10 protein-coding genes are annotated in these 12,577 nt (G+C 68.0%); 8 read left to right on the top strand and 2 right to left on the bottom strand.

The window, feature by feature from the left end; translation table 11 throughout:
• The first annotated feature begins 110 nt into the window (after positions 1 to 110).
• Both V9K99_RS40710 and V9K99_RS40705 read left to right on the top strand, forming a co-directional pair.
• A complete protein-coding gene (locus tag V9K99_RS40710) occupies positions 111 to 1,121 on the top strand; it encodes an Lrp/AsnC family transcriptional regulator (protein ID WP_337324200.1) in 1,011 nt (336 codons plus the stop codon).
• A 132-nt stretch (positions 1,122 to 1,253) separates the two neighbouring features.
• Positions 1,254 to 2,507 (top strand): amidohydrolase, encoded by a 1,254-nt coding sequence (locus V9K99_RS40705; protein WP_337324199.1) that lies wholly within the window; start codon positions 1,254 to 1,256, stop codon positions 2,505 to 2,507.
• A 16-nt stretch (positions 2,508 to 2,523) separates the two neighbouring features.
• Here V9K99_RS40705 and V9K99_RS40700 read toward each other — a convergent pair whose 3' ends face one another.
• A complete protein-coding gene (locus V9K99_RS40700; RefSeq protein ID WP_337324198.1) occupies positions 2,524 to 3,348 on the bottom strand; it encodes an IclR family transcriptional regulator domain-containing protein in 825 nt (274 codons plus the stop codon).
• Positions 3,349 to 3,394: 46 nt separating this feature from the next.
• Complete coding sequence (locus V9K99_RS40695; protein WP_337324197.1) at positions 3,395 to 4,858, bottom strand: amidohydrolase family protein; 1,464 nt, start codon at positions 4,856 to 4,858, stop codon at positions 3,395 to 3,397.
• A gap of 182 nt (positions 4,859 to 5,040) precedes the next feature.
• Here V9K99_RS40695 and V9K99_RS40690 point away from each other — a divergent pair, with 182 nt between their 5' ends.
• The 6 genes from V9K99_RS40690 to V9K99_RS40665 all read left to right on the top strand — a co-directional run bounded on the left by V9K99_RS40690 (position 5,041) and on the right by V9K99_RS40665 (position 12,495).
• Complete coding sequence (locus tag V9K99_RS40690; RefSeq protein ID WP_337324196.1) at positions 5,041 to 6,189, top strand: CaiB/BaiF CoA transferase family protein; 1,149 nt, start codon at positions 5,041 to 5,043, stop codon at positions 6,187 to 6,189.
• A complete protein-coding gene (locus V9K99_RS40685) occupies positions 6,186 to 6,962 on the top strand; it encodes a citryl-CoA lyase (RefSeq protein WP_337324195.1) in 777 nt (258 codons plus the stop codon). The genes V9K99_RS40690 and V9K99_RS40685 overlap by 4 nt, the downstream gene beginning before the upstream one ends.
• Positions 6,963 to 6,974: 12 nt before the next feature.
• Complete coding sequence (locus tag V9K99_RS40680; RefSeq protein ID WP_337324194.1) at positions 6,975 to 7,838, top strand: hypothetical protein; 864 nt, start codon at positions 6,975 to 6,977, stop codon at positions 7,836 to 7,838.
• On the top strand, positions 7,835 to 8,194 hold the full coding sequence (locus V9K99_RS40675; protein ID WP_337324193.1) for a hypothetical protein: 360 nt from the start codon (positions 7,835 to 7,837) through the stop codon (positions 8,192 to 8,194). Before V9K99_RS40680 ends, V9K99_RS40675 begins: the two co-directional genes overlap by 4 nt.
• A gap of 8 nt (positions 8,195 to 8,202) precedes the next feature.
• A complete protein-coding gene (locus V9K99_RS40670; RefSeq protein ID WP_337324192.1) occupies positions 8,203 to 9,168 on the top strand; it encodes a quinone oxidoreductase family protein in 966 nt (321 codons plus the stop codon).
• A 411-nt stretch (positions 9,169 to 9,579) separates the two neighbouring features.
• Positions 9,580 to 12,495 carry a P-loop NTPase fold protein gene (locus V9K99_RS40665; RefSeq protein ID WP_337324191.1) on the top strand — a complete coding sequence of 972 codons (2,916 nt, stop codon included), beginning with the start codon at positions 9,580 to 9,582 and terminating at the stop codon, positions 12,493 to 12,495.
• Positions 12,496 to 12,577 lie beyond the last annotated feature (82 nt).

Here is a 12,577-nt window from a genome sequence, read left to right as displayed (position 1 = left end):
TGCACGAATTCGCGCCGTACCGGACTGTCCGGAACCCGCTTTTCCGCTCAGCGGACCGCGCTGTGCACGATCACTGGAGCCCGGCGGTATCGGGGCGCATGATGCTGGACATGGTCGACACGCTGGATCTGCAGATCATCAACGCGCTGCAGATCCATCCCCGGGTCTCCTGGGCACAGCTGGGACGGATCCTGCGGGTGGATCCGTCCACCATCTCGCGCCGCTGGTCGACGCTGACCAAGGAGCGGCAGGTGTGGACCAGTTGCTTCGAGGGCGCCGGCGCCCGGTCGCAGGAACCGACCGTCTCGGCGCTGGTCGAGATCCGCTGCGCACCTGGGCGGCGCGGTGACGTGATCGCCGAGCTCGCCCGGCAGGGACCGATCTTCAGCGTGCACTGCACGTCCGGGCCGCGCGACCTGTACATCATGATCTCGACGCACAGCCTGCTGTCGATGGACCGCTACATCGACGAGCACATCGTGGTGACCCCGGGCATCGTCGGCACTCGGACCCACTATCTGCGCACGATCTTCCTCGAGGGCTCGGGCTGGCGGCTGCAGGCGCTGGCCGAGGACCAGGTGAAGGCGCTGCATCACCTGCGGCCGTCCGATCCACCGATGGAGCGCAAGGCCGCCTATCGCGACATCATCGATGCCTTGGGCACCGACGTGCGCCGTACCACCGCGGAACTGCAACGCGAGCTGGGCCGGTCGCTGTCGGTCGTGTCGCGGGACATCGACGCGTTGCTGGCCGCGAGCTGGGTGCGCTGGCGGGTCGACTTCGCGCACACGTTGCTCGGCTGGTCGGCGGGTGCCGTGTTGTGGCTGAACGTCCAGCACCCGGATCTCGAACGTATCGTCGCGTCGTTCCGGCAGCTGAGCCAGGTGCGCTTCTGCGCGTCGGTGACGGGCGAGGCGAACCTGGCGGTGTTCCTCTGGCTGCACAACCTGCAGGAGCTGGACGAGATCGAGAACAAACTCGGCGCCGTGTTCCCGCGGGTGCTGATCAAGGACCGCTGGATCGTGCCGCGGATCGCGAAGCGGACCGGGTACATCCTCGACCTCGACAGCCGGCGGCTGCGGTACGTCCCGATCAGCAGCCAGCCGGTGTTCGAGGACTGACTTCGTGCAGCACCGGGCCCGGATCGTGGTGTTTCGTGCCGACTTCCCCGGATCCGGCCGGGAATCGCCGTACCGCTCCCTACCCTGAGCGCGCGGTCGATCGGCCGCTACGCCCGAGGAAAGAGGTCTGGTGTGGAGTTCGAGCAGCTCCGAGCGTTTCGGCGGGAACTGCACCGCAATCCCGAGCCCGCGTTCGCGGAGATCGGTACGGCGGCCCGGATCGCGAAGGCCATCGCGGGCCTGCCGGTTGCGGTCCTGACCGGCAAGGAGGCGCACGACCTCTCGGCTGTCGTCGACTACCCGGCTCCGGAGACCCTGGACCGGTGGGAAGCCGATGCGGTCGCCGCGGGCGTGGTGCCTGAACGCGCTCGGTACTTCCGGGAGAACGGCACTGCGCTGGTCGTCGATCTCGAAGGCTCCAGGCCCGGCCCGACGTGGGGACTGCGCGTGGACATCGACGCCTTGCCGATGCGCGAGTCCGTCGATCCGGCCCACTTCCCGGTCGCGAACGGCTTCGCGGCGACCAACGGCGCGATGCATGCCTGCGGTCACGACGCGAACGCGACCATGGGCGTCGGCCTGTTGCACCGGCTCGCGGACCACGACTTCGCGGGCTCGTTGCGGGTGCTGTTCCAGCCCGCGGAGGAAGGCGTTCGGGGCGCGCAGACGATGATCGACGCCGGTGTTGCCGACGGCATCGACCGGATGCTCGCGATCCACCTGGCCGGCGGATTGCCGCTCGGAACGGTGGTCGGCAGCTTCACCGGCGGTATGGCGACCCGGAAGCTGAGGGTGAACTTCGACGGCCGGGCCTCACATGCGGCGGGTGCGCCGGAGGCCGGTCGCAACGCGTTGCTCGCGGCATCGATGTCGGCCCTGGCGATCATGGCTGTGCCCCGGTTCAGCTCCGCCGACACCCGGCTCAATGTCGGCACGCTGGTCGCCGGCGACGGCGTGAACATCGTCCCGTCGTCGGCGGTGATGACCTGTGAAGCGCGCGCAACGGACGACCTCGTCGTCGATGAGTTGGTCGACCGGATCCGTTCCATCGTGGCCGGTACGGCGGCAGCGCAAGGCGTCGAGGCGGACGTCGCGGTGATGGGGCAGTCCGCCACGCTCTCGCCGGACGATGAGCTGATCGATCGCATCGTCGAGGCCGCCACCGCTCAGCCGGCCGCGGTGGAGGTCATCCGGACGCAGACCCTGGCCGGCAGTGACGACGCCAACCTGTTGATCAGGCATGTCCAGGGGTGCGGCGGTCAGGGCGCCTACATCATGATCGGCGCCTCGAGCCCTGGGCCGCACCACAGCGAGACCTTCGACATCGCCGAGGATGCCATTGCCGTTGGCATCGACACGCTCGAGGCCTTACTCCGGTCAAGCTGAGGATTCGTGGCTCCGGTCAGGCTGAGGATTCGTGTTTGGGTTGGGCCAGCTCGTGGTGAGGGCGGGACTGCCAGAGGGCCCATTCGGCGCTGACGTCGCCAGCGGTGCGGAGGAGGAGCGGGAGGTAGTCGCCGAGGAGTTTCTCGGTGGTGGTTTCGGCGGCGTGGACGGTGACGTTCATGGCGGCGCGGACCGTTCCGGTGCCGTCGCGGACCGGGGCCGCCACCGAGCGCACCCCGGGCGCCAGTTCCTCATCGGCCAGCGCCCAGCCGCGGGCCCGGATCTCGGTCAGCTCGTCGCGGAGCTGCTCCGCGGTCCTTCCGATGTACGGCGGGAGCCCGGCACGACTCGGCTGGGCGAGAGTCTCGGCCAGATCGTCGGGGGAGAGGGCAGCGAGCAAGACCTTGCCCTGTGAGGTCTGTGCAGCCGGGAACCGCGTGCCGATGTCGACCCGCAAGGCGATGATCTTCGGCACCGAGACCCGGGCGACGTACACGATGTCGGAGCCGTCGAGCTGCGCCATCGAGGACGACTCGCCGGTCCGGCTCACGAGCACTTCGAGGTGCGGCCGAGCGATGTCCCACAGCCCGAGTGCGCCGACGTACGCCATGCCGAGCGTCAGCACCTTCGGGGTCAGCTGGAAGGAACCGTCGGTTGACCGGACGAAGCCGAGCTCCTCCAATGTCAGCAGCAGCCGGCGCGCGGTCGGGCGGGCCAGCCCGGCCGCGGTCGCCACCTCGGACAACGACATGGTGCGGTGATCGGCGTCGAAACAGGCGAGCACGTCCAGCCCGCGCGCCAGCGACTCGACGAAATCCGGGCCCGCGCCGCGTCCTGCCATCAGTTGTCCTGCCTCCCGCCGTACGACGTCCGGTAAGCCTAACGATTCACTCGCCGAAGATCGTGCCGCGCGCCTCCCGGGTCGAGTCGGACTTGTACTCGGTGTACTGGTACGGGTTGTCGAACACCTCGTCCTTGGGCAGATCCGGGTTCATCCCGCCGGCCCACGCCTCGTCGCCCAGCGCCCCGCGAAGGTAGTCCACGGTCGCCTCGACAGCACGTCGTACGGCGGGAAGATCGACACCAGTGAGCTGGTTCGCGTACTTCACCACCCGGCCGTCGACCAGCACGGTGTGGACGTCGCCACGCTGCGCCTGGAATGCCACGTGACCGTACGGGTTGACCAGCGGGAACGACACCGGCGACGAGTCGTTCTTGATCAGTACGACGTCCGCCTTCTTCCCGGGTTCGAGACTGCCGAGGTCATCGCGGCCGATCGCCTTGGCACCACCGCGAGTGGCCCAGTCGACCACGTGCTCGGCGCGCAGGTGGCTGTGCGTCACCGTGTCACCCTTCATGTGGGCCTCGAGGTGCTCGCGCGCCCGGTCGGCGCCGAGCGTCGTACGCATCGCGGTGAAGAGGTCGCCGCTCCACCACACGCTGGTGTCCATCGAGAGCGACACCGGGATGCCGTACTTGCGAACCTGCCAGGTGGGTGGGTAGCCCTGGCCCGCGCTCTGCTCGGACTCCGTCGAGACTGAGACCGAGCCGCCGGTCGCGGCGATCCGCTGATACGAGTCCTCGGTCAGGGTCGCCGCGTGCACGTAGATGTTCTGCGGTGTCATGAAGCCGTTCTCGTGCATCAGCCGGATGCCGTCGTCGTTCGTCGCACCCCACACGCCGGCGTGCGTCGTCACCCCGACACCGAGGTCGCGGGCCACCTCGAAGGCGGCTCGCTCGGGGAACGCCGGGTCGCCGGTGACGTCGAAGGCGAGCTGGAGACCGAGTTGGTCGTCGTCCCGGATCCGGTCCAGGAAGGCGCGGACGGCCGGATCCGCGCTCCACTCCCACGGCCCGGCCTGAATGTTGCCGTAGGCAAGAACGAACCGGCCGGGGACGGCTCGGAGCGCGTCCACCGCCGCCTCGGCGTGGTCGACGGACTGCAGCCCGTGCGACCAGTCGACCGTGGTGGTGACACCGGCCTCGAGCGACTCCCAGGCCGAGGTGAGGTTGCCGGCGTGGATGTCCTCGGGCCGGAAGGTCTTGCCGTGTTCGAGGTAGTACCAGACGAAGTACTGCGTCAGCGTCCAGTCGGCGCCGTACGCGCGCATCGCGGTCTGCCACATGTGCCGGTGCGTGTCGATCATCCCCGGCATCACGATCCCGCCGCGGGCGTCGATCTCCTGCGTTCCCTCGGGTACGTCGACTGTCGCGCCCACCGCCGCGATCCGGTCGTCCACGACCAGGACGTCGCCCTCGGTCAGCACCGTGTGGTTGTCGTCCATGGTCAGCACGGTCCCGCCGCGCAGCAGCACCGGCCGGCCCGCGACCGGCGTCTCGGCAGTGGTCATGATCCCCTCCAGAGTCGGGCCGGACATACGTCCGTATGCCGGTCACCACGGCGATAGCGCCACTATCCGAGCGCGTCCGAGCGGTGTCAAGGGCTCGGTCACGGCAGCTTGACAGGCGGCCCTCGGGCTCTGAGACTGAGGCGACAGAGTCGTTGCGGACAAGTGTCCGGAGGAGGTCGTCTGTGCCTGATGCGACAGGGCCGCTGGCCGGGCTGCTGGTGGCTGACTTCTCCCGGATCCTGGCCGGCCCGTACGCGACCATGCTGCTGGCCGACCTCGGAGCCGAGGTGATCAAGGTCGAGGCGCCCGGCGGTGACGACACCCGGTCCTGGCAGCCGCCGGTCCGCGACGGCATCTCGACGTACTACCTCGCAATCAACCGGAACAAGCGGTCGATCGCGCTCGACCTGAAGGACCCGAAGGATCTGGTCGCGGCTCAGGAGCTGGCTCGGCGGGCCGACGTACTGCTGGAGAACTTCAAGCCCGGTGGGCTGGCTCGCTTCGGTCTGGACTACGACTCGGTGGCGGCATCCAATCCACGTGTTGTCTACGCGTCGATCAGTGGGTTCGGCAGTGGGCCGAAAGGGGCCGTGCTGCCCGGCTACGACTTGATCGTGCAGGCCATCTCCGGGCTGATGAGTCTCACCGGCGATCCAGAGGGTGAGCCGTTCCGGGCCGGGATCTCGGTGTTCGACGTGATGGCCGGGCTGCACGCGACGATCGGCGTACTGTCCGCGCTGAACGCCAGGCACGAGACGGGTCGCGGCCAGCATGTCGAGGTCAATCTGCTGTCGTCGGCGCTGTCCGGGCTGGTCAACCAGTCGAGCGCGTACGTCGCGGGCGGCGTCGTACCGCTGCGGATGGGCAACAGTCATCCGAGCCTGTTCCCGTATGAGCCGCTGCCGTGCTCCGATGGCGAGCTGATCATCACAGCCGGGAACAACGGGCAGTTCAGGCGGCTGACCGAGGTTCTCGGCGTACCCGAGCTGGCCGACGATCCGCGGTTCGACCAGAACGAGAAGCGGACGGCGAATCGGGAGGAGCTCCGGCCGCTGCTGGTCGAGCGGTTGCGGACCAAGACGCGGATGGAGTGGTTCCGCGACATCATCGCCGCGGGGGTCCCGTGCGGGCCGATCAACACCATCGACGGTGGCGTCGCCTTCGCCGAGGACATCGGACTGGACCCGGTGGTGACGATCGATTCCATCCCGACCGTGCGCAACCCGATCAGCTTCTCCGAGACACAGCCGTCGTACCGCCTGCCACCACCATCCCTGGACGAACATGGCGCAGAACTCCGCCGCTGGCTGACCGAGGAGCGCTCCGCATGACGACCTTCCCGACGTCACTGGGTACGTCGACCGCCGACGAGATTCGCCTGCTCGGCCAGGACCTCACGGCCGATCTGATGGGCAAGGTCGGCTTCGGTGAGCTGGCCTTCTGGCTGGTGGCGCTACGCCGGCCGACACCATCGGAAACCCGGGTCTTCGAGGCCGTGCTGGTCGCGTTGGCCGACCACGGTTTCACACCGACCGCGATCGCGGCCCGACTCACCTATCTGTCCGCGCCAGACTCTCTGCAGGGTGCGCTCGCGGCCGGGCTGCTCGGAGGCGGGTCGCGCTTCCTCGGGGTGACCGAGGACTGCGGGATGTATCTGCACGAGGCCCTGGACGGCGTTGACCTACCGACTGACGATGCCGGGTGGGATGCACTCGCGCTCGACGTGGTCACCGAGACTCGGGCCGCGGGCAAGTATGTTCCCGGCCTCGGGCATCCGGTGCACAAGGTGCAGGATCCGCGGACGCCGGTCCTGATCCGGATCGCTGAGGAAGAGGGCTTGCTCGGCCCGCACCTGCAGTTGTTCCAGGCCATCGGGCGGGTGCACGAGCAGGTCCTCGGCCGGAAGCTTCCCTTGAACGGTGCCGGAGTCTGTGGCGCGGCGCTCGCCGACCTGGGGCTGCCGGTCGAGCTGTTACGCGGTTTCGCCTTGCTGGCCAGGGCTGCCGGTCTCCTCGGTCAACTGGCCGAGGAGCGCCGCCGCCCGATCGGCATGGACGCCTACCTCACTGTCGACCGCAACGCGGTGTACGTCGACCCGACCTAAGAGGAGCACCACATGGCCACAGTCGTCGCGGTCATCGCCTCCACGCACCACCCGTTCTACTACCGCGCGAGTACGTCGACCGGAGCCGACCGGCCGCCGTTCGCCGACGAGTGGGTGGCCAAGATCGAGGCGTTCCGGGAGACCCTCACCAAGGCCCGGCCGGACATCCTGGTGATGGTCGGCAGCGACCACTTCCACCAGCTCTGGCTGGACAACATGCCCCAGTTCCTGGTCGGCAAAGCGCCGTACTTCGATGCGAACTGGTACAACGAGGAGCGCGAGTTCGGGCTGCCGCGGATGACGCTGCCGGGGGAGGAGCGGCTGGCCGCGCACATCCTGCGGAACGGGCTGGACGCCGGCTTCGATCTTGCCTTCAGCAACGAACTGCGGATCGACCACAGCATCACCTGCCCGATCATCACGCTCCGGCCGGAGGCGGACCTGCCGATCGTGCCGATCTACACCAACATCTTCGCGCCGCCGCTGCCGCAGCCGAAGCGGTTCGTCGAGCTTGGCCGGACGATCCGGCAACTGGTCGAGTCCTGGCCGGACGACCAGCGGGTCGCGATCATCGGCACCGGGCACCTGTCCCTCGAGCTCGGCGGGCCGCGGCAGTTCGGTGCCCACGGCCCCGATCCGGAGTTCGACCGGAAGGCGATCGACTGGATCGCGAGTGGCGACCTCGATGGCTGCCTGGCTGAGGTGACCTTGGACAGCCTGCACTTGCCCGGGAACGCGACGCACGGGTTCATGGACTTCATGCTGATGATGGGTGTCGCCGGTGCGGGGGCGAAGGCGGATCACGTCGACTCGTTCGACCTGTTCCACACGATGGAGGCGTACTTCACCTGGTATCCGAACGGAGTACCGGCATGAGCAAGTACTTGCTGGACAAGTTCCTCTTCACGATCGACCGCGATCCTGCTTTGGTCGAGCGGTACCGCGAAGACGCCGCCGGGACGGTGACGTGGTGGGAGGAGGAGATGGCGAACCAGATTCTCAACTGCACGTCCGGCGAGAAGTCGACCTGGCTCGCGTTCACGTCCGAGGAACGGGAGGCTTTGGTCTCGCAGGATCATGTCGCGCTGTTCCAGTTGGGTGCGCATCCGTTCCTTACGTTGACGTTGTTCATCGCGATGTTCGAGCGTGATCACGGACCGCTGGAGTACCAGAAGGCTTACGGCAAGGCTCTCCAGCATCTGTCTCTGCCGTATCCGGATGTCACCACTTAGGAGATCGCGTGCGAGCAGCCGTCCTGCGCATCCACGGTGAAGCGCCATCACACGGCGAACACCCGGATCCCGTTCCGTCCGAGGGCCGTTCGATCGTCCGCGTCACCGCGGCTCCCGTCGTACCGCTCGACCTGTTGTGTGCTTCTGGTACGTCGTACTTCGGCCCGCCTGAGGTGCCGTATGTGCCGGGGGTGCAAGGGGTCGGCGTGGTCGAGCAGTCGGCGGTCGTGGATCCGGGGACGAAGGTGTTCTTCGCGACCTCGGCCGGGATGTCTCCGGGCGACGGGAGCTTCGCCGAGCTCTGCGCCGTACCGGATGAGGATCTCGTCGTGCTCGACACTCCGGTGCCCGACACTCAGGTGGCCGCACTCGGTTTGTCCGCGGTGGCCGCGTGGATGGTGCTGACCTGGCGTGCGCAGTTGCAGCCGGGGGAGCGGGTGCTCGTGCTCGGTGGTGGCGGAGCGGTTGGGCAGGCGGCGATCGGTACGGCGCGGATCCTCGACGCCGGCCGGGTCGTTGCCGTCTGCAGATCCGATGATGCTCGGGAGCGAGCGCTGGCCGCGGGTGCCGACGAAGTGATCACGCCGACCTCCGGCGATCTCGCCGGGTGGCTCGCCGACGCGACCGGTGGCGCTGTCGACGTCGTGGTGGACCCCGTCTTCGGAGCGGCCGCGACAGCCGCCTCCCGACTCCTGGCGCCCGGCGGCCGGCTGGTGAACCTCGGCGGCGCATCCGGCGACGAGGCAACCTTCTCCTCAGCGATCCTGCGCAGCCGCTCCGCCAGCATCCTCGGCTACACCAACAACGCCCTCACCCCCGACCAACGCCGCGACGCCCTGACCGCCGTACTCCACCACGCCGCAACCGGCGCCATCACCGTCGCCCACGAAACAGTCCCCTTACCCGACATCACCACCGCCTGGCACCGCCAATCCACCGGCCAAACCTCCGGCCGCCTCGTCCTCACTATCTAGTGCAGATGCCGGGTAGGCCGCCCGGCATGTGACCGGGTTCGTCCGTATCGCCGGAAACCACGCGCCGGCCGGGACCTGGGACACCAAATGGGGAGCGTGAACACCGCACCAGATGTCCCCGCTCCCCGTAACCTGTCCCAGGTCCAGGCCTTGCGCCGAGTTGCGCCCGCATACCGGACTCGCCTTCCCTCCACCGGTCTGCACCCCGATCGGCTCCGGTCATCCGCACCTGGTGGGGAATCCCGCTGATGATCAACGGATGCTGCGGCTCAACCAACGAGGTCCGCGCCTGCGCCGACCGCCCGCTCAGCCTCCTCGCCGCCTTGGAAGCCGCAGTCCGGGTCGATTGAGGCTGGCGTCAGCCGCGGTTTCAGGGCAGCTTTAGGGGAGGGATCTGGGCTGGGGGGACGCATGTTCGAGAGGTTCACGGACCGGGCTCGTACGGTGGTGGTGCTGTCGCAGGAAGAGGCCAGGGGGCTCAGTCACGAGCACATCGGCACCGAGCACATCCTGCTCGGCCTGATCCACGAGGGTGAGGGTGTCGGAGCCGCGGTGCTCGAGAGGCTGGGGGTCTCGCTCGAGACCGCCCGCTCACAGGTCGAGGAGATCGTCGGCCGCGGGGAGCAGGCACCGGGCGGGCACATCCCGTTCACTCCCAGGGCGAAGCGGGTGCTGGAGTACGCCCTGCGCGAGGCCTTGCAGTTGGGCCACAACTACATCGGCACCGAGCACATCCTGCTCGGCCTCATCCGCGAGGGTGAGGGCGTCGCCGCGCAGGTCCTGGTCAAGCTGGGTGCGGATCTGAACAGCGTGCGCCGGCAGGTCATCGAGCTGTTGGAGGACCGAGTCGCGGTGGACGCGCCGGAGATCGCCTCCTTGGAGCTGGACAAGCTCGGTCAGAATCTGACTGCCCTGGCCCGTGAAGGGAAGCTCTATCCGGTGATCGGCCGGGAACGGGAGGTCGAACGTACGCTGCAGGTGCTGTCCCGCCGGACCAGGAACAACCCGTGCCTGGTCGGCGAGCCCGGGATCAACAAGCGTGCCATCGTCGAGGGCGTCGCCCAGCTGATCGTCCGCCGCGACGTACCGGACATCTTGCGCGACAAGCAGGTCTACGCTCTCGACGCCGAGGCCTTGCTGACAACGGCGGTCGACAAGCCGGACGCGGTGGCCAAACTGCACTCGGCGCTGCGCGAGGCCGCCGACCGCCGCGACGTGATCGTGTTCGTCGACGAGTTGCATGTGCTGCTGCGCGCGGGCGCCACGAGCGGCGTCGACACTGCCGCCGTACTGCGGCCGGCGTTGCTCGACGGCTCGGTCCAAGTCGTCGGCGGGATGACGTTGGATGACTACAGCAACTATCTCGAGAACGACAATCTGCTCGGCGGCCTGTTCCAGACCATCACCGTGGCCGAGTCGAGTGTCGCGTGGACGATCGAGTCACTCAAAGGGGTCCGCGAGCAGTTCGAGGCCCATCATCGGGTCACGATCACCGATTCAGCGCTGGTCGCGGCGGTGGTCCTCGCACACAAGTACGTGACGCACCAGTTCCTGCCGGACAGTGCGATCGATCTGATCGACGAGGCCGGCGCCCGGTTGCGCATCCGCCGGATGACGGCTCCGCCGGACCTGCGCGAGTTCGACGAGAAGATCGCGAACGTGCGCCGGGCGAAGGAGTCGGCGATCGACGGGCAGGACTTCGAGCTCGCCGCGAGTCTTCGCGACGACGAGAAGAACCTGATCAAGGAGAGGGCCGAGTGGGAGAGGCAGTGGAGGGCCGGCGACCTGGATGTCGTCGCCGAGGTGGACGAGGAGCTGATCGTCGAGATCGTCGCCGAGGCCTCCAGGACCCCGGTCGACAAGATTGTCACCACTGACGAGCCCGAGCCCGGCCAGGTCCTGGTGCCGTTGGCGCCCGGCGACCGGTACGTGTTGATCGGGGATCGGCCGGTTGATGATGACGCGGATGATCTGCTCGGGACGTCGGCGATCGCTGAGGACATCGCCGCGATCCTTGCCGCGTCTCGGGGGTCGACACCGTTCGTGCTTGCGGTGGACGGTGGTTGGGGTGTTGGGAAGAGCACGCTGTTGCACCAGATCGATGCGCGGCTGCCGGGCAAGCCGGAGATGGTGAAGGTCCGGTTCAACGCGTGGACCGCACACGGGGAGAACGCGCTGGAAGGCCTGATCAAGTCGGTGCTGGTCGAGTTGGACAGCAACGTGATCCGGCGGTCCGTCCGGAGGCTGGCCAAACGCAAACGCCTGGTCGGCGTCGCCCGGATCGGCAGTGTCGTCCTCGCGCGCTTCTTCGGCGCGAGTCGTCTGGTCGACGAGCTGATGGGCCGGCTGGCGGTCGACTCGCAGTCGCGTAACGAACTGCGGGACCTGATCCACGGGATGCTGGCCGACTGGGTCGGTGCCGAGAGCAAGCGGTCCGGCAAGAGAACCCTGGTCGTTTTCATCGACGACCTCGACCGCTGCGACGACAGCGTCGTACTCGGTGTCTGCGAGGCGGTCAAGCTGTACCTCGATGCGCCTGGGCTGATCTTCGTGATCGGCTGCGACCTCTCCGTCCTGGCCCGCGGTGTGTCCGGGGCAGCCAGGGGAGGCTTGAGTGAAGGCCGTACGTACCTCGAGAAGATCGTGCAGGTCGCCTATCGGGTCCCGGCGCCCGACCACGAGCGGGTGCGGCAGTTGATCCGCGGGTACGCCGAACGATCCGGTACGACGGCGCTCGTCGACGACAAGGTGATCGACCTGCTCGCGGAGCGGACCGGGCGCAATCCACGGCGGATCAAGCGGATCATCAACAGCTTCGTCCTCGAGTTCCGCCTGAACCCGGCCTGGCGGCAGCCACCGCTCGGCAGCGCCCAGTTGATCACCGTCATCCTGCTGCACCAGCTGTACCCGTCGTTCTACGAACGCCTGGTCAGCGAGGAGGCCGGAGCCGACCCGATCCTCGAGTTCCTCGACTACGCCGATGTCCACGCGAAGGCCTCGAACCCACCACCGGCCGGCGACTCCTGGTGGTCGGTCGTCAGCCGCACCTTCCGGGCCCAGGGCCTGCGTGCCCCTGACCGCTCGGCCGAGGAACGGCACAAGCTCGCCGCCCACCTGGAACAACTCGAGCGCCGCCTCCCCGACGACTATCCGGCGCTGGCCCGCAATACCGCCTTCGTCGACCTGCTGGCCGGCATCGGTGGCACCGAAGCCCGCCAAGCCGTCCGGTCCCAGCTGATCAGCCGCCCGCTCGGCACCAACCCCCTCGCGGGACCCGAACTCCCGCCTGAATCCGGCTTCGAGGCATCCGGCGCCGAATCTGCCTGATCGGGTTGCGGGTGCCTTGGTAAGCGTTTGCTGGCAGACTGTGTGGTCATGTGCGAGCCTGTGGTGATCAATGACAACGGTG

Source organism: Kribbella sp. CCNWLW201, from assembly GCF_037203805.1.
Taxonomy (GTDB): domain Bacteria; phylum Actinomycetota; class Actinomycetes; order Propionibacteriales; family Kribbellaceae; genus Kribbella.
The sequence above is the reverse complement of the archived record's forward strand: the minus strand, read 5'-3'. Positions and strand labels throughout refer to the sequence as shown.